This is a genomic window from Rhizobium sp. 2YAF20 (genome assembly GCF_052114685.1).
Classification (GTDB): Bacteria; Pseudomonadota; Alphaproteobacteria; order Rhizobiales; family Rhizobiaceae; genus Rhizobium.
Genome location: NZ_JBFRFF010000013.1, coordinates 109,128 through 133,746, shown reverse-complemented (window position 1 = coordinate 133,746; position 24,619 = coordinate 109,128). Strand labels below are relative to the sequence as shown.

The window sequence follows — 24,619 nt, the reverse complement described above, 5'->3', positions numbered from 1 at the left end:
CATCATGGACGAACCAACCGCCGCCCTCGGCGTCCCCGAACAGCGCAAGGTCGTCGCCCTCATCAAATCGCTCAAAGCACAGGGCCGCGGCGTCGTCTTCATCTCCCACAATCTCCAGGACATCTTCGCCGTCTCAGACCGCATCATCGTCCTGCGCCGCGGCATCGTCGCCGGACAACGAAACATCAAGGACACAAACCACGACGAAGTCGTCAAACTCATGATCGGTGGGTAAGGCAAGGCGGGCAGATGAAGTGCCGCCGAAGGTCGAATATACCTTGGCCATCAAGATGGCTGACGTCGCAGCAAGCAGACGATTGAGGCTGGCTTGGTCGAGCGAGACCTCCCCTTGCAGCGCGCAGTCTTCAAAGAGGCTTGCGGATGAAGCCATAGACGATGTTTCGGTTTGCGCCGAACTTCACCTTGGCGTCGAGGTTGCCGCCGCCCTTGGACGCATGGATGATCGCCCACATGTCGACGTCCGAGCGCAACAGGAGCGCCCAATTCATGAACGTCTCCATGTATCCGTCCACCACTATGTCGCTTGAGAAGTTGGCAAAGAGAAAGACGCCGCCAGGTTTCAGCATCTGCAGGCATCTCTGCGTCAGCTTCACCGCGACGTTGTGTGTCAGATAGTCGTATAGGCCGGCTGCGTAAATGAAATCGAATTCGCCAAGTTTTTGGGTCCGCGTTAATAGGCTCTTAACCGAACCGTCAATCGCCTCCACGCATGTACCGGTGAAGTCTCGCGCGATCGATCCTACACTGAGGGGATCCTGATCGAGCGCCACCCAGCGTTTGATCGACTTCTCCTGCAAGGCCACCGAACGATTGGCCTCGCGCAGATGTCCGGCGGCAATTGTCAGGATCTCGGTATCCCGCCCGCGTTCAGAGGCGATCTCGTCGACATGCCGCGTCAACAGATCGCGTCGCTCGCGAACAGCGACCGACGAGGAAGCGTCCCTTGTATAGCTATAGAGCGCCCGACCGAGCGGGGAGGCCTGTGCAATCGCCTCGCCGACGCTCGTGTGACCATATATGAAGTCGAGAAGCTGTGCGTCGCCGGAGTATCCTCTCGGTTTCTCGAACGACCACTTCGTGAACGGATCCTCAAGAAAAAATCGTGAGACCGGATGGTTTTGGGCGATACCTACAAGCTCTTGCCAAACCCTGGGATGAAATTTACCTCGCGTCACATGAAGCTGTGCGGCAAGGCGATGTATTATGTCAGTCGGCGCTACGCCGCTCTCGAATTGTTGCAGTGCAATACTCAGGCTAAGGGCGAGTTCGCCTTGCCCGATGGCAAATTGTTCTTCGAAAACGTTGGGTTCTAGTGAGGTAAGTTCGCCTGCGATAGCGGAGGGAGTGATAAGACTCTGGCCGTCAAAAGAGATCATAAATTGACTCACAGTGAGATTCGCCCGTTAACATTTCGGTAACTATAGGGGGAAGAACAGCACTGCGCGACTCAATTTGTCTGCTTTGATGGGGGGAAATTCGCTCTGGCGTCCTTGGCCAACCAGGGACACAGGCCTACTGCCTGTGGTGACGAGTTAAGGATAGTTTATGAGGCTTGCGCTAGGATCCGCCGTGAAACATCCGTTCGTTGCGACACGATCGGATCTGGAGTGCTTGTCCACACGGGACGGGATGCGACGCGCTTTTGGACTACAATGCCGGATCTCCTCGGGACGCGGCACAAATCGATGGGCCAGTGCATGAAGCACACGTTAGCGGACGTCATTGAACTGGATTTGCTCAACCAACGGCGCCGGCCCTTGGCAGCGGAGCTTCGCATGCTCTACCGCCAGGAGGGTGATCCCTTTCGCAGGAAAGCCGCTCGCCAGGGACTATGGATGGCAGTTGCCGTCTATTTGTTGTTTTCGATCACCGACATCATGCTGATCTGGGATGTCTCCGCCTACACAATTGCGGCGCGCTTCGCCGTCGTCACCGTCGTGATCATAGCAATCGAGTTGCAGTTTCGGATGAAACTCCACTCCGACTGGCTTAACATAACCTGTGCTGTAGCTCTCGTTTTGGGTTATGTCGGCTGGCTCACTCCGGCGATGATGACCGGACAGGTGCAGAATTTTTCCTACTACATGATCTTCGGCGCGATCTTCATGATGGGCGCCAACCTGTTTTTCAGCTTCCGGTTTCGCCTTTCCGTTATCGCTTCCAGCATCGTGCTGATTGTCTTCTTCATATCGTTGTACTTCTTTCCCGGAAATTATTTCTACAAGCTGGCTTTCGGAACCTTTTACGTCTCCTGCTTCATTTTCACATCCTATGTGAACTGGAAGCTCAATGTGGAGCGTTACAATGTCTTCCTGAATGCGCTTGAGGCGAAGATCCAACACCAGGAAGCATCCGACCGCGGCAAGGCCCTGTTACGGCTGTCCAATACGGACCCCCTGACTGGCCTGGAAAACCGTCGTGCGATCGACCAGAGATTGCGGGAATATTGGGATGACTGGCAAAAGCTTGGAAAGAGCTTCGCCGCGATCCTCATCGATGTCGACTTCTTCAAGAAGTACAACGACTTTTACGGGCACCAGGAAGGCGACCGCTGCCTCGTTCTGGTGACAAGTGCGCTTAGAGAGTCGATAAGACAGTTTAACGGATCGATCGGCAGATATGGTGGCGAGGAATTCATCGTTCTCGCCCATATGGAGACGGTGGACCAGGTCGCCCGTCTTGCGGAGACCATCCGCCGGACTGTGGAAAATCTGGCCCAGATACACCAGGAGCGACGCGATGGCATGTCGATCGTCACCGTCAGCGTCGGCGCCACGTTAACGAGAAACCAGGCCGGCAGCGCCAAGCTCGAAAAGCTGATCCATGAGGCCGACCGCGCGCTCTATGGCGCCAAGGCCAACGGCCGAAACTGCGTGCGCATTTTCGATCCGAACGACCCCCAGAGCGGCGACGAAAGCGAAAATATTGCAGCCCTGCTCAAAATCGCCATTGCCCAAAATCTGGTATCATTGGTCTATCAGCCCATCCATAACGTTGCGTCGGGCGGGGTAGCGGCAGTCGAGGCCCTGATGCGCCTTCGATTGTTGGATGGCACGTCTATTCCGCCAAGCACCTTCATTCCCGTTGCGGAGCGAACCGGCGCCATCCTCGCCCTCGGGCGTTGGGCCCTGCGAACCGTATGCACAGAACTTTTGATCGAAGATCGCGTAGATGTCGCGACTGTCAATGTTTCACCTATCCAGCTGCGGACGCCCGGCTTTGCGGCCTCGGTGGCAGCCATCCTGCACGAAACGGGCGTTGACGGCGAAAAACTGGTGTTCGAAATTACCGAAGGTCTCGAATTGGAGACCGACTCGCATATTCTGCGCTGCATCAGCGATCTGAAGAAACTGGGGATCAAGATCTGGCTCGATGACTTCGGAACGGGCTTTGCCGGTCTTTCCTGGCTTCGCATCATCGATTTCGACACCGTCAAGATTGACCGCTCCTTCCTTCACGACTGCACCACGCCAAAGGGAAGGGTTATGCTCCAGGACATCATCGGCCTTGTGCGAAATCGCGGCCATAAGATCCTGGTTGAGGGTGTCGAGAGTGAAGAGCAATTGGCGCTGATGCGCGAATTCCAGATTGATCAGGTCCAGGGCTTCCATGTCGGCCGCCCTGCTCCCGCCGAATATATCATTGGAAAGCCCATGGTAGAGGTTGTTGAGAGCAATCTCCTGAGACAGGCATGATTGCCGTCGAAGCCTCACTTGCGCCGCGTGGCGGCACCCTGATATCCGGTTCAGACAGGTTTCTGGCGGCCATATAATAGAAGCATGCAAATGATCACGGCACCATAGATCAGCTGCCTCCCCGCTTCTTCGATCTGCATGACGGACAGGATGGATTGCAGCAGCGTGATGAGGATGACGCCGGCGACGGTCCCCAGGTATGAGCCTTTACCACCGAGCACATGCGTGCCGCCGAACACGACCGCGGCAATCGAGGGAAGCAGATAGGCATCGCCCATCGACTGCGATGCCTTCGAAGCATAGCCGGCCAGAAGGACACCGCCGAGCGCACTCAATCCGCCTGAGATGACGAAGGCAATTAGCCACCCGCCGCTACGAAGCCGGCAAGCTCGCCGAGAAGATCCTCGCTTCGCTGGATGCGTCCACGCGGTTGGGGGTCGAGAAAATTGACCTGGGCTTCTCTCTCGTCCCGCGGCAAAGCACGTCGCCGACGATTGTCGCGTGACAGCCTGCCCTCCCCTAGGCCACGTGCCGCGAGATGATCTCGATCTCATGTGCGGCGAAGCCAACTCTCGCCCCTCGATAATTGCTCACAGTCCAGATTGAACAAAAGCCCCGCTAGGGTGTTGCTGTAGGCGCAGCGTCCACAGGTCTTCTTTCCGACGCTCGATCAGGAAGGTGAAACAGCAATGGACCCCAATGCCGCCGAGCCCGAGCCGACCCGAGTGATCAAACAGCCGGATCGGCCCAAGCTTTTGCAAATCGTCGGTCCGGGCCTGATTACCGGAGCCTCCGACGACGATCCGAGCGGCATTGCGACCTATTCGCAAGCGGGCGCGCAGTTCGGCTATTCCATGAGCTGGGTCATGCTCTTCAGCTGGCCGTTGATGTGTGCCATTCAGGAGATCAGCGCCCGCATCGGGCGGGTGACCGGACGCGGCATCGCCGGCAATCTGAAGAAGCACTATCCATCGAGTATCGTCTATGGTGTCGTATCGCTGCTGGTGATTGCGAATATCATCAACATAGGGGCAGATCTTGGCGCGATGGGTGCTTCCCTCAAACTGCTGATCGGGGGGCCGGAGCTTGTCTATGTCGCCTTGTTCGGGCTCGTCACAGTGCTGCTCGAGGTCTTTGCGCGCTATGCACGCTACGTCTCGATCTTGAAATGGCTGACTTTGTCGCTCTTTGCCTATGTCGGCGTCGCGCTGGTGGTACAAATCCCCTGGAAGACAGTCGGCTTTAATCTTGTCGTTCCGCATGTCACGTTCGACGGATCATATATCACCGCCGTGGTCGCGATCCTTGGAACGACGATCAGCCCCTATCTCTTCTTCTGGCAAGCCGAAGAGGAGGTCGAAGAGGTCAAGGAACGGCCTCGGGCAAAGCCGCTCGAGCGCGCTCCGGAACAGGCGGAGCCGGAGTTTCAGCGTATCCGCATCGACACCTATCTCGGCATGTTCCTCTCGAACGCCGTCGCACTGTTCATCATTCTGACGACGGCAGCGACCCTCAATGCCCATGGCGTGACAGATATCCAGACGTCTTCCCAGGCCGCCGAGGCACTTCGCCCGATCGCCGGACCCTTCGCATTCTTCATCTTCGCTCTTGGCATCATCGGGACCGGACTGCTCGCCCTCCCGGTGCTTGCCGGGTCGTCCGCCTATGCGCTTGGCGAGACACTTGGATGGCATGTGGGGCTCTCACGCGACGCCGGGCGAGCCAAGGAGTTTTACGGAGCCATCGCGGTTGCGACACTGCTCGGAGCCAGCCTCAATTTCAGTCCTATCGATCCGATCAAGGCCCTGTTCTGGAGTGCGGTGATCAATGGCGTCGTCGCAGTTCCCGTCATGGTGATGATGATGCACCTGTCGAGCAACCGGCCGGCCATGGGCGACTTTCGATTGCCTGTCGGGCTGAAGATCGTGGGCTGGCTCGCCACATTGGTCATGGCTGCCGCTGCGATCGGCCTGTTTGCCACATGGGGAACCTAGCCGCCTCATGAATACCCACTCAGCCTGTTTCTCCCAATGCCCTTCCTTCGAAACACGGGGCTATCTCGATCTCCGGCTGATCGCAATCGTCTTTGCGATCGCCTTTCCCATGACCGTCCTCACGATCCTCGTCATGATCCTGTTGACCAGACCATCATTCGCTTCGTAGCGCCTCTGAAGCGCATCCCTGCGTCGGGCGAGCCGCATCACAAGTAAACCGGGCCTACGGAAAGCCTTACCGCTTTCCGTATCCGCCGCCGGTCGGGGTGACGACCGTGAAGGCCTCGCCGGCCTCAAGCTCGGTGTGGTCGCTGCCGGAAAGTTCCTCTATCGAGCCGTCGTTGCGACGCACATAGTTGCGGCCGATCTCGCCGGGATCGCCGCCTTCCAGCCCGAAGGGTGCTATGCGGCGATGGCCGGAGAGGATGGCAAATTGCAGTTTTTCCCGGGTCCGGATGATGCGTTTCGTGCCGTTGCCGGCCGTCCAGCGGCCGCGGCCGCCGGAGTTCGGGCGGATGTGGAAATCTTCAAGCACCACGGGGAAACGGGTCTCGAGGATCTCGGGGTCCGTCAGGCGCGAATTGGTCATATGCGTGTGCACGGCGTCGGCACCATTGAAGCCGGGGCCTGCCGGCGCGCCGGAGCAGATCGTCTCATAATATTGGTACTGGTCGTTGCCGAAGGTGAGATTGTTCATGGTCCCTTGCGCCGCTGCCATCGCACCGACTGCGCCGAACAAGCAGTTGGTGACCGCCTGGCTCACCTCCACGTTGCCGGCGACGACGGCGGCGGGATATTGCGGCGTCAGCATCGTGCCGTCGGGGATGACGATGCGGATCGGCCGAAGGCAGCCCGCATTCATCGGGATATCAGCCTCGACGAGAACGCGGAAGACATAGAGGACGGCCGCCCGCGTCACAGGCCGCGGCGCGTTGAAATTGTCCGCGCGCTGCGGCGAAGTGCCGGTGAAATCGACAGTTGCCTCGCGCTCTTGCCTGTCGATCGTCACCTTGACGACGATGCTGCAGCCCTGATCCATCTCATAGCTAAAGCTTCCGTCCGGAAGCCGGTCGAGAACGCGGCGCACGCTTTCGGCAGCATTGTCCTGGACATGGCCCATATAGGCATCGACAACCTCTTCACCGAAGAGCGCGATCATCTTTGAGAGTTCGGCGACACCCTTCTCGTTCGCGGCTACCTGCGCCCTCAGATCGTTGACGTTCTGGGTAAGGTTGCGGACGGGATAGTGCGCGCCGGTCAAAAGTGTTGCCAGTTCCTTTTCGCGAAAGCGGCCGCGCTCGAGGAGCTTGAAGTTGTCGATATAGACGCCTTCCTCATCGATATTGGTCGCAAGCGGTGACATGGATCCGGGCGAAATGCCGCCGATATCGGCGTGATGGCCCCGGCTTGCGACCCAGAACCGGATGCGCCGGCCCTCATTGTCGAAGACAGGCGTGCACACGGTAAGGTCAGGCAGGTGCGTTCCGCCGTTATAGGGCGCGTTGATCAGGAACACGTCGCCCGGCTCAATGACTGCGTTCTCGCGGATGGCCGTGGCAACGGATGCATCCATGGAGCCCAGATGCACCGGCATATGCGGCGCATTGGCGACGAGATTGCCCTCGGCGTCGAACACGGCACAGGAGAAATCCAGCCGCTCCTTGATGTTGACCGAGTAGGCGGTGTTCTGCAGCGTCACGCCCATCTGTTCGGCAATCGACATGAAGAGATTGTTGAAGATCTCCAGCATGACAGGATCGGCCTTGGTGCCGATCGCCGTGCGCTCCGGCCGCGCCTTGATCCTGGCAAGGACGATATGATCCTTGATGGTCAGCCGCGCCTGCCAGCCGTCTTCAATGACAATCGTCTGGTTCGGCTCGATGACGATTGCCGGGCCGGTCACCGTCTGGCCCGGCCGCATCGTCTCGCGCAGGACGACGGCGGCATCATGGGCCAATCCCTGCGAATGAAACCGCGTCGTAAGTTTCGCCTCGGCCTCGCCGTCGCTGCGAACCTCAAGTTCGGTATCGATCTCAGCCGCGGCGCCGCCGATGCTCTCGACCTCGATGGCTTCGACCGAAAGCGGCTTGTCCTCGGCAACAAAACCGAAACGGCGCCTGTGCAAAATCTCGAATTCGTGGCGCAGCCGCGCCGCGTCGTCGTGTTCCGGGAAGCGCGCTTCGACCGCAAGCACCGTGTCGGTGCCGGCATAGCGGATGTGCGCCCGCAACACCGTTCGGATGTCGGCGGAGCGAACGCCCTGTGCCTCCAGTTCCGGCAGGCACTCGTTCTGCAACGCCTTGCCCAGCGCCGCAATTTCGGCTGGCGCCTGATCGTCGAGCCCGACGCCCAGCGCCTTTTGCCGGGTGGCACGGATGTCGGCGAGCCCCATGCCATAGGCGGATAGCAGGCCTGACATCGGATGCAGCAGGATGCTCGTCATCCCCAGCGCGTCTGCAACAAGACAGGCGTGCTGGCCGCCGGCACCACCGAAGCAATTCAACGCATAGCGGGTGACGTCATAGCCGCGCTGGACGGAAATCTTTTTGATCGCCTCGACCATATTGGCAACGGCGATGCGGATGAAGCCGTCCGCCACCTCTTGCGCACTGCGGCCATCGCCGATCTCCTCTGCCAGCGCCTCGAATTTGGTCCGCACCGTTTCGACGTCGAGCGGCTGGTTCTGGTTCGGTCCGAAAATCGCCGGAAAGAATTCCGGCAGCAATTTGCCGGTCATGACATTAGCATCCGTGACGGCAAGCGGCCCCCCGTTGCGATAGCAAGCGGGGCCAGGCTGGGCACCGGCCGATTCCGGTCCGACGCGGAAGCGGCCATTGTCAAAATGGAGGATGGAACCGCCGCCGGCAGCGACCGTATGGATCAACATCATCGGCGCGCGGACGCGCACGCCAGCCACCTCGGTCTCGAAGGAACGCTCGTATTCGCCGTCGAAATGCGCGACGTCGGTCGACGTGCCGCCCATGTCAAAGCCGATGACATGCGAAAAACCGGCCTGCTCGCCGGTCTTGGCCAGGCCCACCACGCCGCCCGCGGGCCCGGACAGGATTGCGTCCTTGCCCTGGAACATATCGGCGGCCGTCAACCCGCCTGACGACATCATGAACATGACTCGCGCGCCGATGCGCCCAATGTCGAGCTCGTCAGAGACCTGCGCGACATAGCGCCCGAGCACAGGAGAGAGATAGGCGTCGACAACCGTCGTGTCGCCACGGCCGACCAGCTTGATCAGCGGCGAGACCTCGTGACTGACGGAAACCTGCTCAAAACCGATAGCCCGCGCGATCCTGGCAACGACGGCCTCGTGTTCGGGGAATTTATAGGCATGCATGAAGACAATCGCGATGGCACGATAGCCCCTGGCGCGCAATGCGCTCAGGGCTGCCTTGGCTGCCTCCTCGTCCAGCGCCAGCTCGACGGTGCCGTCAGCCAGGACACGCTCTTCGATCTCGACGACATCATCGTAGAGGGCTTCCGGCTTGATGATCTCGGTTGCGAATATCCTCTTGCGCTCCTGATATCCGATACGCAAGGCATCGCCAAATCCCTTGGTCGTTACCAACGCCAGCCGCTCGCCCTTGCGCTCCAGAAGCGCGTTCGTCGCCACGGTCGTCCCCATGCGGATCTCGCCGATCAGGCCCACCGGGATAGGCTCGCCGGTGGCCAGACCGAGGTGAAGGCGGATGCCATGAACAGCCGCGTCACGGTACACGGACGGATTTTCCGAGAGAATCTTGCGCGCATGCAGCTGGCCGTCGGGAGCTCGGGCGACAATATCCGTGAACGTGCCGCCGCGATCGATCCAGAAATCCCACGTCTTGTTCAATGCCCCATTCATGTCCCGCTCCTTCGATCCACTGCTCACTTCATAAGCACGATGAAAACATGAGCTATACGGTCGTTGACAAAATATCGATAAAATGACTACATTATTTCGTCAAGATGGAGGTGAAGTAAATGACGGAAGAACCGAAAAATCGGGCCCGCCATAATAACGAACCGAAACGGTTGCCCAAGCATTTGCGACCGATCGCATCGATCGGCCCTATTGTCTCCTCCGCCCATCTCGCCGAGGGCGGCTCCCCGGGCCTGTCGGAAGCCGAATATGGTCTCATCCTTTCATGGCACGCCTTTGAGCGCTGGATGGTGCGCTGCATGTCCGCTGCGGGGCTTCCCGGTCTTTCGCCGATGGAAGTGCTGATCCTGCATTCGATCCGCCATCGCGGCCGGGAGAAGAAGCTCGCCGATATCTGCCTCGTTCTCGATATCGAAGATACGCATGTCGCTACATATGCAATTCGAAAGCTTGAGGCAGCCGGTCTTTTGTCGACCGGCCGCGCCGCCAAGGAAAAGACGGTGAAGATCTCCGAAAGGGGCGCTGAGGCCTGTGGCCGCTACGCCGAGATCCGAGAGCGCCTGCTGGTCGATTCCACCGCAAATGCCCGCCCTTCCGAGGAAACGCTTTCCGAACTGGCTGCCGTTCTTCGTTTCATGTCCGGTGCCTTCAATCAGGCGGCACGCGCTGCGGCCACCCTTTAAAGAGGTTTACAGCCGGGTGCTACTACGAAACGGCCCCCACAGCGCTCGACAGTTCTTGCGGAATTTCGTGGCGCGACCAGCCCGTGTTTTCTGCGATACGGTCCGGCCGGCCGATGCCGATTGATCGGCTCGAATGGCGCACTCAAGCAAAGTTGCTCCCCTTGCGTGATCTCGCGCCAGATCGAGCTTGCAACCAATGTCGAAAGATGCGGCCCGATTGACCTTGTCGAGTTTCAGCGTCATCGATCCCGTTTGCCTCCCACAGGGCGAGCGGGGAGAATCCGCCCCCTCGCTCAGGATATGCGATGGGTCCAGCGCATCCTTGATGAGGTCCACCAGCTCCAGCGAAACCGCATCGGCCCGCGCCAGATAGGCCTTCTGCTTGACACGACCGATGCCGTGTTCCGCGCTGATCGAGCCGCCATAGCGGTCGATCACGTCGAAGATAAACCTCTTCGGCTGCGCGAAACAGGGCCTCGACCTCCTCGGCCCCCATGCCCTCAGCGAGGGGACGCTCGGCATCATAACTGGCGCGGCGCTCAAGATTTTTCCGCGCCCGACTGAGGTCGAGACGGCGCTGGTGGGCCTCGGCTCGGTTGAGGATGCTGTGGCCCCGACCGCGTTCGAGCTGATCTTGCGCGGTGGCATCGATATCGCCATCAAGGCCCAAGAAGATCTAAGAAAAGCCCGCCTCCGGGGAACCCTCTTCATTTGATGAACGCGATCTTGTTGCGATCGATCGTGATGGCGACCGCAAGGAGCGAGAGGGCTGCAGACCTCATCAGGGGCGCGTGAGCGCCCCCGATCATTCGGTATCTCAGTCTCATCGTTGTCGCCAACGACGACAAGGTCACGCGTTTACTCGGCAGCTTGCAGTACAGGCTCGATCGCGTCCGGATCGCCGGACAACTCACCTGCCATGGCAGCGGCGAACTTTGTCTGGTCGAGCTCATTCTCCCAACGTGCGACGACGATGGTTGCAACAGCATTGCCGACAAGGTTGGTAAGCGCCCGGCACTCCGACATGAAGCGGTCGATGCCGAGGATCAGCGCCATGCCGGCGATCGGTACCGAGGGCACCACCGATAGCGTCGCAGCCAGGGTGATGAAGCCGGCGCCGGTAATGCCGGCTGCGCCCTTCGAGCTCAGCATCGCCACCAGCAGTAGGAGTACCTGGTCGCCGAGCGTCAGGTGTATGTCGGTCGCCTGGGCAATGAAGAGTGCGGCCAGCGTCATGTAGATGTTGGTGCCGTCGAGATTGAAGGAATAGCCGGTCGGAATGACGAGACCGACCACGGAACGCTTGCAGCCGGCGCGTTCCATCTTGTTCATCAGTCCAGGCAAGGCCGCCTCAGAGGACGATGTCCCGAGGACCAGAAGCAGCTCTTCCTTGATGTAGCGCAGCAGCGCCAGGATCGAGAAGCCATTGTAGCGGGCAACGGCGCCGAGAACGACAAGCACGAACAGGATTGAGGTTAGATAGAATGTCCCGATCAGAAATGCGAGATTGGCAATCGCGCCGATGCCATACTTGCCGATGGTGAAGGCCATGGCACCGAAGGCACCGATCGGCGCGAACTTCATCAGGATCGCGACCAGACGGAAAATCGGAGCCACCAGGGCCTGTAGGAAATCCTGCACCGGTTTTCCACGCTCGCCAACCGCGCCAAGCGCAATGCCGAAGACCACCGAGAAAAACAGGACCTGAAGAATGTCGCCCTTGGCGAACGCACCGACGATGGTGTCGGGAATGATGTTCATCAGGAAGCCGACAACGGTGGCATCATGGGCTTGCGCCGCATAGTTGGTGACGGCCTTCGTATCCAGTGTCGCCGGGTCGATGTGCATGCCGGCGCCCGGCTGCAGGACATTCGAGACGATGAGGCCGACAACCAGCGCCAGGGTCGAGAAAACGAAGAAATAGGCCAGCGCCTTGCCGACGACGCGACCGAATTTCTTCAAGTCCGACATGCCGGCGATGCCTGTCGACACAGTCAGAAAGATAACGGGCGCAATGACCATGCGCACGAGCTTGATGAAAGCATCGCCGAGCGGCTGCATCGAGGCGCCGACTTGCGGATAGAAATGGCCAAGCAGAATGCCGGCGGCGATGGCGGCGAGCACTTGCGCATAGAGATGCCTGTAAAAGGGAAGCTTGCCCTGCGTTGGGCCGGTAGCGGCAGTGGATGCAATCATGATGTCCTCCGTTTGCCCAACCGATCTCTCGGCCCTCCGGGCAATGACCTGTTTTCAACAGCCTCCGACTGTCTGGGCTTAGTGTAGCAACGGGCGTGCCAGATTGCGGTTACTCTCGTAAGCCTTTGAAATATTGGCATCCTACCGGAAATTGTTTGAACATGGCTCGACATTTGTGCGACAATCCGCACAACTTGAATTGCGGTGCGGGCGAAATCATGCACAATATGCCCATGCTGCATCGGCCCGCCACCGAACAATCTTCGACGCCTGAACAACTGGATCGGCGCTCCCGCCGTGTCTGGTTCGCCTTTGCTATTCTCTTTGGGATCGTCGTTGCCGCAGCGCTTTACAGCGCAAATGTTTACGGCCGCATCGCGGCAATTGGAGCGCTCCAGGAGCAGGGCCGAACCGATGCGAACCTGAAGGTGGCGCTGCTTCGAGCGGTTCTCGAGCGCCCCCGCGCCTTGCCGCTGCTTTTGGCCGACGACCAGCAGGTTCATGATGCGCTCGCGTCCACCGGGCGTGATCCCGTGGCCACGCTCGACCGCAAGCTCGAAAGCCTCGTGTCCGGCACCAAGGCTTCTGTGCTTTATGTCACCGGTGCCGATGGCGTCGCCATCGCGTCCAGCAATTGGCATGAGCCATCGAGCTTCGTGGGAAATGACTATTCTTTCCGTGATTATTTTCGTCGCGCCATGGAAACCGGGACGGCGGAGCATTTCGCGCTCGGCAATGTCAGCAATCGGCCCGGCCTCTACATCTCCCGCCGGGTCGGCTCGCCGGAAGCACCGCTCGGCGTCGTGGTCGTCAAGATGGAATTCGACCAACTCGAGGCGGACTGGCGCGAAGCTGCCCGCCCGACTTACGTTACCGATGAGCACGGCGTGGTGCTGATCACCAGCATTCCGTCCTGGCGCTTCATGACGACTTCGCCGCTTTCAACGAATGACCGCGCCGTCATCCGCAACAGCCTGCAATTTGGCGACGCACCGCTGGCGTCCTTGCCGATCACGCCTCCTCAGGCAATCGGTCCAGATGCATTCACCGTCCAGGCGGTCCTGCCGGGAACTCGGGCCGAAGAATTTCTGCGCCTGACGACAACAATTCCTTCGACGCCCTGGCAACTGAACTATCTGATCCCGATGGAACCGGTCGTCGCCTCCTCTGAGCGCGAAGCGCGCTTTCTGGTGTTGACCACCCTGCTGCCGATCTTTGCGATCGCGGCCTTTTTGCTGCGGCGGCGCCTGGCCTCAGCGATGCAGATCGCGGTCGGCAGAATAGCGCGGGAGGAGCTCGAGCGGCGCGTGCTTGAACGCACGGAAGACCTCAGCCGCGCCCGCGACCGTCTGGAGGCGGAGATTGCCGACCACCGGACGACCGAGGCGAAGCTGCAGGTCGTCCAGCAGGAGCTGGTGCAGGCAAATCGCCTAGCTATTCTCGGCCAGGTGGCAGCCGGCGTCGCCCATGAGATCAACCAGCCGGTCGCAACCATCCGCGCCTATGCAGACAATGCCAATATCTTTCTGGAGCGGCAGCAGATCGCCCCCGTGAGGGAAAATCTCAATTTCATCGCGGCGCTGACGGAGCGGATCGGCACCATCACCGAGGAGTTGAAGGCATTCGCCCGCAAGGGGCGGAGTGCGGCAGAACCGGTCGAACTGCGCGGCGCCATCGAAGGCGCAGTGGTGCTGTTGAGAAGCCGCTTTGCCGGCCGGATCGATGCACTGGCAATCGATCTTCCGCAAGCGGGCCTTGCGGTGATCGGCACGCGCGTGCGGCTTGAGCAAGTGCTGATCAATCTGTTTCAAAATGCGCTTGAAGCATTGGAGGGCCGCGACCAGGCAAGGGTCGAGGTAGCGACACGCGAGACCGCCGACGACGTTGAGGTCACCGTGTCCGACAACGGCCCCGGTATTCCCCTGGCAATTCTGCAGTCGCTGTTCACTCCCTTCAACACCTCAAAGGAAAAAGGCCTCGGCCTTGGCCTGGTCATCTCGAAGGATATCGTTGCCGACTACGGCGGCCGCATCGACGTCGAAAGCGACGAAACCGGAACCCGCTTCACCATCCATCTGCGCAAGGTCGTTTTATGAGCAACACATCACAGATCTTTCTCATCGACGACGACAGGGATTTGCTGCGGGCGACGAAGCAGACGCTGGAACTTGCCGGCTTTTTCGTATCCGCGTTTTCCAGCGCCACTGACGCGCTTTCGGCGCTCGATCCAGGCACAGTTGCCGTGATCGTCTCCGATATCCGCATGCCGGAGATCGACGGGCTGCAACTCTTTGATCGGGTGCGGCGGATGGACGAGGATCTGCCGGTCATTCTGATGACCGGGCATGGCGATATCCAAATGGCGGTGAAATCGATCCAGGACGGCGCCTATGATTTTATTGCCAAACCCTTCGCCACCGATCGCCTTGTTCAAAGCGTCAAGCGAGCAGCGGAAAAGCGTCGCCTCATCATGGAAAACCGCGCGCTGCGGGCCGTGGCGGAACAGGCGCAGGATAGCCTGCCGCTGATTGGCCAGACGCCCGCCATGGAACGGTTGCGCCACACGCTCCGACAGATTGCCGACACCGACGTGGATGTACTCGTGACCGGCGAAACCGGCAGCGGCAAGGAAGTGGTGGCAAGCCTCCTCCATCGCTGGAGCCGCCGCTCGCAAGGCAATTTCGTCGCGCTCAATTGCGGTGCCTTGCCGGAAACCGTCATCGAGAGCGAGCTCTTCGGGCACGAGCCTGGCGCTTTTACCGGCGCGCAGAAGAAGCGGATCGGCCGCATCGAACATGCCAGCGGCGGCACGCTTTTCCTCGACGAGATCGAGAGCATGCCACCCTCAACGCAGGTGCAGATGCTTCGCGTGCTGGAAATGCGCGAAGTGACGCCGCTTGGCACCAATGAGGTTCGGCCGGTCGATCTCCGGGTGGTTGCGGCGGCCAAGGTCGATCTCGCCGATCCACGCCAGCGCGCCGATTTCCGCGAGGATCTCTACTATCGTCTCAACGTGGTGACGATCAGCATCCCGCCGCTTCGCGATCGGCGCGACGATATCCCTCTGCTCTTCGGGTATTTCACCGAGCGCGCCGCCACCCGCTTCAAGCGGCCGGTGCCGTGCATCCCGGCCGATCTGCAGTCCTACCTTCTCAGCCATGACTGGCCGGGGAATGTGCGTGAGCTGTCGCATTTCGCCGAGCGCTTCGTCCTCGGATTGGAGCCGACGCTCACCGCCAAGCCAAATCAAAGCGCGATCTCCGACGCGACGCTGCCTCTGCCTTCACGCGTCGAGCGATATGAAGCCGATATCATCCGCGAGACGCTGACGCTCAACGATGGTGACATTCGTAAAACGATCGAAGCGCTCGGCATTCCCCGCAAAACCTTCTACGACAAGCTTCAACGCCACGGCATCGTCAGAGGCGATTTCGCCAGATCATCACAGTGAGGCCGCTTAACCTTTCAACCGACCGCCGGCCGCGATAACCTCTTCCGGCGTATCGACGTCGATGACCGCACCCGCACCGATGTCAACGTCGACAAAGGCAAGCCCCGAATTCTCTATGACGCTGCGCGCACCCACATCGCCCCTAAGCTCCAGAACTCTCGGCACCAGGGACTGCGGCAGTATCACGGGGTTGCCACGCCGGCCTTGCGATGTCGCCCGGACAATGGCCTTGCCGGATGCTCCTCGAAACGCTGACATAAGCGCCATCAGGTCAGCGGCGGTCAAGGCGGGCATGTCCGCGAGCATGATCATGACGCCATCAGCCTTGCGCGCGGCCTCTGCCGACATTCCAACGATTAGCGAGCTCGCCATGCCGGAGGCGAAGTCGGGGTTGTTTACGATATCGAGCGACAACGAAGAAAGGGCGTGCTCGATTTCATCGCTGCGATGGCCTGTTACCACAATGAGCGAAGTCGCGCCGCTCGCAATCGCCACCTCTGCGGATCGTCGCACTAACGGCACGCCGTCAAATTCCGAAAGAAGCTTATGCTGCCCTGCCTCGCCCATGCGGGTGGCCTTGCCGGCGGCCAGCAGTACGATTGCAACCGTGATACCCTCGGTCACGGTCATCTTGCCTCGGCCCGCGAGCGTATCGGCGATCGCGCCGCCTGGATGATCTCGGCCAGGATTGCGACCGCAATCTCGGCCGGGTTGGCCGCGCCGATATCGAGGCCGATCGGGGCGTGTATCCGCGACAGATCGCCGTCCGTCAGTCCCTGTTGGCGCAGTCTCTCCAGTCGTGACACATGCGTTTTCCGGCTGCCCAGCGCCCCGACATAAAAGCACCCTCGTGTCAGCGCCTCCATGATCGGCCAATCGTCAATCTTCGGATCGTGGCTGACGGCGACCAGGGCGGTGTACCGGTCAAGCGGCCTGTCTTGCAAAACATCGGCCGGCCACTCGGCCGTCACATCGATATCCTTGAAGCGCCCCGCCGAGGCAAAGGCAGTTCTCGGATCGATGATGCAGACATCGAAACCTGCAAATCGGGCAATCCGCGCCAGGGACTGGCTGATGTGGACCGCACCAATGATGATGATGACGGGTGGTGGCCGTTGGGCATTCAGGAATATCTCGTCATCGCCGCTGTCGACGACGACGGATTTGCCGGTCTCCAGCGCCTTCGAGATCTCCGCCGCCATGGGATGGCGAACTTGCTGGCCCTCGACGAAAACCCAGTCTTCGCCGCGCGACAGGTCGGTGACATGGACGGCGGCCTGACGTTTCCGCAGCGCCTCGTTCAGCGCGTAGAGGCTGGATATCTTCATGGCGTAAGTTTCTCGACATAGACGCGGATTTGTCCGCCACAGGCAAGCCCCACCGCCCAGGCGGTCTCGTCGGCGACGCCGAAATCGAGCATCCTCGGCTCGCCGCTTTCGATCACTTCGATTGCCTCGGAGATGATCGCTCCCTCTACGCATCCGCCGGAGACGGAGCCTTCAAAATTTCCCTCGGCGTCGATCACCAGATGGCTGCCGACCGGCCGCGGCGCCGAGCCCCAGGTCTGGATAACGGTGGCGATAGCCACGCTCCGCCCGGAACCGTGCCAATCCTCAGCAACCGACAGGGCTTCGGGAATTGTCTCCATCGTCATTCCATCCTCAATGCGATTTATCGATAGAAAAACGGCTGCGGCAAGAAGAATATCCCGGCCGAAGCACATTGCGAACGGCGGCTGTCGGCGACCTGCTATCGACAATCAAAGCCAAGCGAAGTTGACTGTTGACAGATCGACGCCGTCCAGCAATCATTCGTACACAAATGAAGAAGCGTCAAGCTTCCAGGGAACGGACGGATGAATAGCTTCGAGGTGGCGGATGCCGCCGCAGTCGCGCTTGCCGGTGATTCGACACGCAGCGATCAATCGGCATATCCTGTTGGCCAAGCGGATCGCCTCGCTCCGCGCGGGAGCATCTGATGCGGTCGGAAACGATGACCCTTGCCGTAAACGGCACCACGCACGTCTTGGAATTACCGCCGGAAACACCTCTCCTCTTCGTCCTGCGCAATGACCTAGGGCTCAATGGCCCCAAATATGGCTGCGGCCTTGGCGAGTGCGGCGCATGTGCGGTCCTTGTCGATGGTCGCTCGGTGCGATCCTGCACGATTGCTGTGGCGGCGGTCGAAGGACGGGAGATTGTGACGCTGGAAGGACTGGGTACGGCCGACCGCCTCCATTATGTCCAGGACGCTTTCGTCAAGGAACAGGCGGCGCAATGCGGCTACTGTGTGAACGGCATGATCATTGCGATCACCGGCCTCCTGAACGAAAAGCCTGAGGCCAGCGAAGCCGAAATCCGAGGGGCCTTGACCCATCAGCTCTGTCGTTGCGGCACCCACATGGAAATCCTTGCAGCGGCCAGGCGCGCCCGCGATACCGTTTCTGCACGTCTGTCGGCCGGCGGAGAGTGCGCATGACCGTTCAGCAGGACGTCCCCCGCGCGCAATATCTCCAATCGCCCGACATCCTTCTCGTGGTCAGATCCCGAAATGGGCCGGATCCCGAGATCTTTCTCGCGATCTTTCCAGACGGCACCGCCACGGCCTTCAATGGCAAGGTCGATCTTGGCACCGGCATTCGCACGTCGCTGGCACAGATCGTCGCCGAGGAGCTCGACGTGGCTTTCGAGCAGGTAAGCATGGTTCTCGGCACGACCACCATCGCGCCGGACCAGGGGGCGACGATTGCCAGCGAAACCATACAGGTCAGTGCCGTGCCGCTGCGCCAGGCGGCGGCGACTGCCAGGCGATATCTGGTTGAGCAGGCCGCCCGCCTGCGTGGCGTCGATCCGGCGATGCTGACGGTGGAAGACGGGGTAATCAGCCCGGAAGCGCCGGCCAACTGGTCCATCACCATCGGCGAATTGATCACCGGTCGCCATGTCCGCCTCGAAATCAATCCCTTAATCGCGGTCAAGGCCGTCGATGCATATCGCTTGGTTGGCAAGCCTCAACCCCGCAACGACATCGCCGCCAAGGCAACCGGCTCCTGGAATTATGTTCACGACCTTCGCGTGCCGGGAATGCTTCACGGCCGCGTCGTACGGCCTCCCTATATCGGCTTCGATAGCGGCGACCACGTCGGCCATAGCCTCGTCGGCATCGACGAGGCGTCGATCGACGGTATTGACGGAATTGTCGCGGTCGTCGCGATCGGCGACTTTGTCGGAGTGGTCGCGACAAGGGAGGAAAATGCGGCGGCGGCGGCCGAACGGCTGAGGGTCGAATGGCGGGCTCCACCATTGCTACCCGACCTCAATAACCCCGAACAGGCGATCCGCGACAATCCCGCGACAGCCCGTGTCCTGGCGGACCAGGGCAACATCGAATTGGCCCTTGCCGGCGCTTCCCCTCGCATCGATCGAAGCTATGTCTGGCCCTTTCAGATGCATGCCTCGATAGGACCATCCTGTGCCGTGGCCGACTGGAGCCCGGAACGGCTGACCGTCTGGTCCGGAACGCAAAACCCGTACCCAATGCGCCGCGATCTCGCGCTGCTGATGGACATGCCGGAGGAGGCAGTGACCGTCGAGCGGCTAGAGGCGGCGGGTTGTTACGGGCGCAATTGCTCCGACGACGTCACGGCGGATGCAGCACTGCTTTCGCGCGCAGTCGGCCGGCCTGTGCGGGTGCAGCTCACGAGAGAACAGGAGAACGGCTGGGAGCCGAAAGGCGCTGGCCAGGTCGTCGACGTCAAGGGCGGGCTCGACCTTGAAGGCGGCCCGGCAGCCTATGATTTCGATAGCCGCTACCCCTCGAATCTGGCGCCGACGCTTGCGCTCATCCTGACCGGCAAGGTCTCGAACAAAGGCGCAGCACTCGACATGGGCGACCGAACGGCGATTCCGCCATACGCCTTCGGCAACATGCGCGTGACCGTCCATGACATGCCGCCCATCGCACGAGCCTCATGGTTCCGGGGCGTGTCGGCCATGCCGAACAGCTTTGCTCACGAGAGCTATATCGACGAGCTTGCCTTTGCCGCGAGGGTGGATCCGGTCGAATATCGCCTGCGCTATCTGAAAGACCCCCGCGCCGTCGATCTGGTGAGGGCGGTGACCGAGCGGGCAGCATGGACGCCGCGCACCCAGACTGGGACGATGGGAAGCGAGGGCGAGCTGCTTTATGGGCGTGGCTTTGCCTACGCCCTCTATGTCCATGGCAAATTTCCCGGGACACCCGCGGCGTGGTCGGCCTGGGTTGCCGACGTCGCGGTCAACCGCAGAACCGGCGAGATCGCAGTGACGCGTGTCACGGTCGGCCAGGATTCCGGGATGATGATCAACCCGGATGGCGTGCGTCACCAGATCCACGGCAACGTCATTCAATCGACCAGCCGGGTCCTGAAGGAACAGGTCTCCTTCACCGACACCGCGGTGGAAAGTGCCGAATGGGGAAGCTATCCGATCCTGACCTTCCAGGAGGTTCCCGAAATCGACGTCCTGATGATGCCGAGGCAGAACGAAGAGCCGCGCGGCGCCGGTGAATCCGCCTCCGTGCCGAGCGCTGCGGCGATCGTCAACGCTGTCTTCGATGCTACTGGGATCCGGTTTCGCGAGCTGCCGCTGACACCTGAGCGCGTCCTTGCAGCGCTAGGCGATCAACGAATTCAAACCTCATTGCCATCGTCAAAGTCCGAGGACCGTCCGTCATGGCGCCGAGGGTCAGTCCTTGCCAGCATTGGCGCGATCTGTGCAAGCATCGTTGCCGGCGGCCTGCTCGCCGCCTCGCCCTGGCGGGGCGCCTATCCCGAAATCGCGCGACCCGCCTCGGACACCTTCTCGGCGGCGACAATCGAAAAGGGCCGACTGGCGGCGGCAGCGGGCGCCTGCGACGTCTGCCATGTCGGCATCGACGGCGCGTCCTTTGCGGGCGGCCGTCCGTTCGACACGCCTTTCGGCACCGTCTATGCGACGAATATCTCCCCCGACGAGGCGACAGGTATCGGGACATGGTCCTATCCGGCCTTCGAACGGGCGATGAGAAGCGGTGTGAGCCGGGACGGGCATCATCTCTACCCCGTCCATCCCTATCCCTCCTTCGCCGGCGCTCACGATGCTGATCTTCAATCGCTCTACGCCTACCTGATGGTACAGCAGCCGATCGCAAAACCCGGCCCAACGTCGAAGCTCCGGTTTCCGTTCAGCATCCGCCCGCTCATGTCAGGCTGGAACGCATTGTTCGCCGGATCGGCCCCGCTGAAGGCGGACACCGGCCAAAGCGCGAGCTGGAACCGCGGCGCCTATCTAGTCGAAACGCTGGGGCACTGTTCTGCTTGCCATAGCCCGAGGAACGCATTGGGCGCAGAGATTGGTGGCGCATCTCATCTCGGCGGCGGCTTTGCCGACGGCTGGCACGCGCCGGCACTCAACGGCGTAGGCTATGCGCCTGTCGGCTGGAGCGAAGAGGCGCTTTTCTCCTATCTCCGCCGTGGCTCCGCGCAAGGGCATGGCGGCGCGGGCGGGCCAATGGCTGCGGTGGTGAAGTCGATGGCCCCGCTGCCCGACAGCGACATCCGCGCGATGGCGACCTATCTTGCCAGCTTCAATTCGACCTCGGACGCCGCCGCCGGGCAGCAACAGGCAAAGGCGCTGGCGGTTGCGAATGCTGCACGCGATACCGCTGCAAGGATCGCGCCGCAAGGAGCAAGGATATTCGAGGCCGCGTGCACCGCCTGCCATGAGACCCAGTCGGCGATCTCTGCGCTGGCATTGAGCTCGGCAGTCCATGCCGCGCGGCCCGAAAACGTGCTCCAGGCGGTCCTTCACGGCATGGACGCCCCGGCGCTGCTTTCGAAAGAGAACGCCGAAATCATGTCGATGCCCTCCTATGGGCGAAGCTACAACGACAACCAGCTTGCCGATCTGACGGCCTATCTGCGCGCTCGCTTCGCACCGGACAAGCCAGCCTGGGAAGACCTTGCGCCGGCAGCCGCCAGCGCTCGCGCGATTTCCCATTCGGAATGGACGACACGATGACCGAACAGGCGCGTGCCGGGACAGCAGGGCTTGCCGAGGCGTGGTTCGCCGAGCCGGAGGCCCGCTTCAAGCCGGCCGCATACTGGTTCTGGCATTCGCTGCCGACCAGACAGGAGATGACCCGCCAGCTCACGGACTTTGCCGACAAGGGCTACGGCACGATCCTCATCCAGACCCGTCTTGCTTTTCCTCGATCGCTCTATATGTCAGCGGCATTTCTCGATTGCTATGCCGAGGCAGTGTCGATCATGGCAAGGTTCGGCCTCGTCGCCGGCCTTTATGACGACTACAATTGGACGAGCGGTCAGGCAGGCGGCCTGACGGTCGAGGGCGCGGACCACCTGCGCGAGAGACACCTTTTCTGGGCGACCGTCGAGGGCCTGAAAGGGGAGATAACATCGATCGAGGCGCCGATCATCGCGAGCATGGGCGCTGATATCGCACAATGGCTCTATGAGGGTGGGATCCCTCGCTTCAGTGATTGGGAACTCGTCACCGCCGCCGTTCATCCGGCGCAATCAATAACCGGCGCAGATATTCGCGACGTCACTTCGCATGTCGCCATCACAGTGACCGAGAGCGGATGCGAATTCATCGCCGACTGCGATATTGCCGGTGGCGAACGACTGACGGTGTTTCTCTCGGCCCGATGCCGGACGTCGCGGCTTCCCAACTATCTGCTTGCGCAAGCCGGAGCGCGTTTCGTCGAGGTCGGACTGAAGCCCTACGCGGTCGCGCTTGGAAACCTCATTCCCGAAACCCTGCAATTCCTGTTCTTCGACCAGCCAGCTCCCGGCTTCTATAAATGGGCGGAAATGGAGGGGAACCTCGCAAACAGCCTGCTCTATTGTCCAGAACTCGCCCAAAGGGCGAATATCGCCTGCGGCCGGCCGATCCACGCTGTTCTGCTCGCGCTGCTCTACGATCTTGGCGCCGATACGGGCGCCCTCAGGGCCAGCTTCTACGAGACCTATACGAAACTGCTCTACGAATCCTTCTTCGGGCCGGTGAAGTCGTTCTGCCGCGATCTCGGCCTTCGGCTTACGGGCCACGAGATCCTACCCCATGTCGGCGGCTTCAGTCTCAATGGCGGCTTCAGCTCGATCGATCCCCGCGTGGCACCGGCGGTCGATTTCTTCGGCCTGGACGCCTTGCGGGACGAGACGGCGGTCGATGCGAACAACTTTGTCGCCCAGCTTGCGCCGAAGCTCGGCGATTCGGTGGCGTGGGCCAACGGGCGTTCGAGAACCATGGTCGAGATCTATGCGACTGCGCTGCGAACCGGGCGTAGAGCCGCCGGCCAGTGGGAGTTGGCGCCGGCGACGTTGCGCTTGCAGTCGATCAGGCTGCATATGGCCGGCGCGCGGCAGGTGGTGATGCATGGCCTGTATCAGACCGACGGCTACGACAACGATCCCCGACTGTTCACCAACCCGCGCTTCGACTTTGCGCCCGGCTTGAATTTCGAGCCCTGGTGGCCGCACCACCGGGCGATGGCCCTGGAGACCTCGCGTCTTTCGGCGTTCCTCGAAGACATCGTCCCGGCAACGCAGGTGGCCGTGTTCTATCCCTTGCAGACCGCTTGGGAGAAGGGTCCGAGACATGAGCACGCGATCCAGTTCGGCGCATGGTGCGAGCATCTCTCAGCTTTGTCCTGCGGTTTCATGATCCTCGATGCAAAGAGCCTGTCGATGGCCGAAATCGGCGAGGGAACGTTCACGGCGAACGGCCTGTCGTTCGCCGCGCTCGTCCTGCCCGGCCTTTCGAGCTTTGAACTTGAACAACTAGAGGGCACCATCCTTGATCTGCAGGACGCAGGCGTCCATGTCTGGCTTTCCGGCGCTGCCGGACGGCGAGGTTTTGACACGAACGCCCAGTCGTCCCACGCACCGTCCCGTGAGGCAGTCCGGGATTTTGCGGCGTTGCTCCCCAGGCCATGTTTCGAGGTGATCGCCAAGGGTTCAGTCGCCAACGCCATGGGCACCGACGCGGATGGCTGGACGCGGATGGTCCTGTTCAACGACGGCGCCGATATCTCCAGGGCCGGCATAAACGGCATCTCGGAGCTGGAATTCGAGATTTGGGACGCAAAGAGCGGGACGCGAACCGCCCCGGCTTTCGCTTCGTTGCTCGACATCAGCCTCGATCCCGAACAACTCGTCTGCCTTCGCCTTCGTGCCGCAGCGGCAAAGTCTTCGCAACCGGTAGCAATCCGAGACGCCGCCTCTTCCCCCTACCGTTTCGAAACGTTGAATGAGGGCTGGACGTTCGAGACGTCGGAAACGGAAAGGCCGGGACCGATATGTGTCGACGCAGGCTGGCAGTTGCAAGGCCATGCGTCCTTCTCGGGAGCGGGCATCTATTCGCGCCGGATCGAGATCGGCGAGACGGCACAGGTCGTTCTGGATCTTCCGGGTGTTTCCGTAGCCGCGACAGCCTATCTGGATGGCCGGTTTGTCGGCGCCTGTCATCACCCGCCGTTTCGCTTCGACCTTGGCGTGCCGTCGATCGGCATTCATCACGTGGTGCTTGAAATTACCAACACGGCGGCGAACCGCTATTATGCCGGGACGCCTTACGCTGGAACAACGTGGCCCGATGAAAGTGGCTTGACGCAGCCGCCTCGGCTGCTGTTCTTCCCCCAGACATTTCGGAGAGATGATTGAT

The 24,619-nt window shown here is 60.9% G+C and carries 16 protein-coding genes and 2 pseudogenes; 10 read left to right on the top strand and 8 right to left on the bottom strand.

Translation table 11 applies throughout. The features are described from left to right. Nucleotides 1-235 (top strand): annotated as a pseudogene (locus AB4Z52_RS17235) (sugar ABC transporter ATP-binding protein); the annotation flags it as partial. Nucleotides 236-365: 130 nt separating this feature from the next. Here AB4Z52_RS17235 and AB4Z52_RS17230 read toward each other — a convergent pair. Then, nucleotides 366-1,409 (bottom strand): class I SAM-dependent methyltransferase, encoded by a 1,044-nt coding sequence (locus tag AB4Z52_RS17230; RefSeq protein ID WP_442219147.1) that lies wholly within the window; start codon nt 1,407-1,409, stop codon nt 366-368. A gap of 309 nt (nt 1,410-1,718) precedes the next feature. On the opposite strand from AB4Z52_RS17230, the gene AB4Z52_RS17225 reads away from it, so the two are divergent. After that, nucleotides 1,719-3,716: a putative bifunctional diguanylate cyclase/phosphodiesterase gene (locus AB4Z52_RS17225; protein ID WP_442219146.1), complete on the top strand. Its 1,998-nt coding sequence runs from the start codon at nt 1,719-1,721 to the stop codon at nt 3,714-3,716. A gap of 50 nt (nt 3,717-3,766) precedes the next feature. Here AB4Z52_RS17225 and AB4Z52_RS17220 read toward each other — a convergent pair. After that, a pseudogene (locus AB4Z52_RS17220) lies at nt 3,767-4,078 on the bottom strand (ABC transporter permease); the annotation flags it as partial. 327 nt (nt 4,079-4,405) lie between these two features. Here AB4Z52_RS17220 and AB4Z52_RS17215 point away from each other — a divergent pair. Next, nucleotides 4,406-5,710: an NRAMP family divalent metal transporter gene (locus AB4Z52_RS17215; protein ID WP_442219145.1), complete on the top strand. Its 1,305-nt coding sequence runs from the start codon at nt 4,406-4,408 to the stop codon at nt 5,708-5,710. A gap of 7 nt (nt 5,711-5,717) precedes the next feature. After that, complete coding sequence (locus tag AB4Z52_RS17210) at nt 5,718-5,879, top strand: hypothetical protein (RefSeq protein ID WP_442219144.1); 162 nt, start codon at nt 5,718-5,720, stop codon at nt 5,877-5,879. Nucleotides 5,880-5,945: 66 nt separating this feature from the next. Here AB4Z52_RS17210 and AB4Z52_RS17205 read toward each other — a convergent pair whose 3' ends face one another. Beyond that, a complete protein-coding gene (locus AB4Z52_RS17205) occupies nt 5,946-9,566 on the bottom strand; it encodes a hydantoinase B/oxoprolinase family protein (protein ID WP_442219143.1) in 3,621 nt (1,206 codons plus the stop codon). Between the two features lie 119 nt (nt 9,567-9,685). Here AB4Z52_RS17205 and AB4Z52_RS17200 point away from each other — a divergent pair, with 119 nt between their 5' ends. Then, entirely contained in the window at nt 9,686-10,267 is a 582-nt protein-coding gene (locus AB4Z52_RS17200; protein WP_442219142.1) for a winged helix DNA-binding protein, read from the top strand. A gap of 6 nt (nt 10,268-10,273) precedes the next feature. Here the strand turns inward: AB4Z52_RS17200 and AB4Z52_RS17195 are convergent, their stop codons facing one another. Together AB4Z52_RS17195 and AB4Z52_RS17190 are read right to left on the bottom strand one after the other, a co-directional pair. Next, complete coding sequence (locus AB4Z52_RS17195; RefSeq protein WP_442219141.1) at nt 10,274-10,705, bottom strand: FAD-linked oxidase C-terminal domain-containing protein; 432 nt, start codon at nt 10,703-10,705, stop codon at nt 10,274-10,276. Nucleotides 10,706-11,125: 420 nt separating this feature from the next. Continuing rightward, a complete protein-coding gene (locus AB4Z52_RS17190) occupies nt 11,126-12,463 on the bottom strand; it encodes a dicarboxylate/amino acid:cation symporter (protein ID WP_442219140.1) in 1,338 nt (445 codons plus the stop codon). 218 nt (nt 12,464-12,681) lie between these two features. On the opposite strand from AB4Z52_RS17190, the gene AB4Z52_RS17185 reads away from it, so the two are divergent. Together AB4Z52_RS17185 and AB4Z52_RS17180 are read left to right on the top strand one after the other, a co-directional pair. Further along, nucleotides 12,682-14,559 (top strand): sensor histidine kinase, encoded by a 1,878-nt coding sequence (locus AB4Z52_RS17185; protein WP_442219139.1) that lies wholly within the window; start codon nt 12,682-12,684, stop codon nt 14,557-14,559. After that, nucleotides 14,556-15,914: a sigma-54-dependent transcriptional regulator gene (locus AB4Z52_RS17180; RefSeq protein ID WP_442219138.1), complete on the top strand. Its 1,359-nt coding sequence runs from the start codon at nt 14,556-14,558 to the stop codon at nt 15,912-15,914. Before AB4Z52_RS17185 ends, AB4Z52_RS17180 begins: the two co-directional genes overlap by 4 nt. Before the next feature lie 6 nt (nt 15,915-15,920). Here the strand turns inward: AB4Z52_RS17180 and AB4Z52_RS17175 are convergent, their stop codons facing one another. From AB4Z52_RS17175 to AB4Z52_RS17165, 3 genes are read right to left on the bottom strand one after another with little or no spacing between them, the layout of a single operon-like run. Next, nucleotides 15,921-16,544, bottom strand: a complete 624-nt coding sequence (locus AB4Z52_RS17175; protein ID WP_442219137.1) for a nucleotidyltransferase family protein — start codon at nt 16,542-16,544, stop codon at nt 15,921-15,923. Then, nucleotides 16,541-17,242, bottom strand: coding sequence for an XdhC family protein (locus tag AB4Z52_RS17170; protein WP_442219136.1), 702 nt, complete (start codon nt 17,240-17,242; stop codon nt 16,541-16,543). Before AB4Z52_RS17170 ends, AB4Z52_RS17175 begins: the two co-directional genes overlap by 4 nt. Then, the gene (locus tag AB4Z52_RS17165; protein ID WP_442219135.1) at nt 17,239-17,568 is read right to left on the bottom strand and encodes an XdhC family protein; all 330 of its coding nucleotides are present in this window, start codon (nt 17,566-17,568) and stop codon (nt 17,239-17,241) included. Before AB4Z52_RS17165 ends, AB4Z52_RS17170 begins: the two co-directional genes overlap by 4 nt. A 323-nt stretch (nt 17,569-17,891) precedes the next feature. Here AB4Z52_RS17165 and AB4Z52_RS17160 point away from each other — a divergent pair, with 323 nt between their 5' ends. Genes AB4Z52_RS17160 through AB4Z52_RS17150 form a run of 3 tightly spaced genes read left to right on the top strand, consistent with a single transcriptional unit; the run spans nt 17,892 to nt 24,618 of the window. After that, nucleotides 17,892-18,392 (top strand): (2Fe-2S)-binding protein, encoded by a 501-nt coding sequence (locus tag AB4Z52_RS17160; RefSeq protein ID WP_442219134.1) that lies wholly within the window; start codon nt 17,892-17,894, stop codon nt 18,390-18,392. Beyond that, entirely contained in the window at nt 18,389-21,952 is a 3,564-nt protein-coding gene (locus tag AB4Z52_RS17155; RefSeq protein ID WP_442219133.1) for a molybdopterin cofactor-binding domain-containing protein, read from the top strand. Before AB4Z52_RS17160 ends, AB4Z52_RS17155 begins: the two co-directional genes overlap by 4 nt. After that, the gene (locus tag AB4Z52_RS17150) at nt 21,949-24,618 is read left to right on the top strand and encodes a carbohydrate-binding protein (RefSeq protein ID WP_442219132.1); all 2,670 of its coding nucleotides are present in this window, start codon (nt 21,949-21,951) and stop codon (nt 24,616-24,618) included. Before AB4Z52_RS17155 ends, AB4Z52_RS17150 begins: the two co-directional genes overlap by 4 nt. Nucleotide 24,619: the final 1 nt, after the last annotated feature.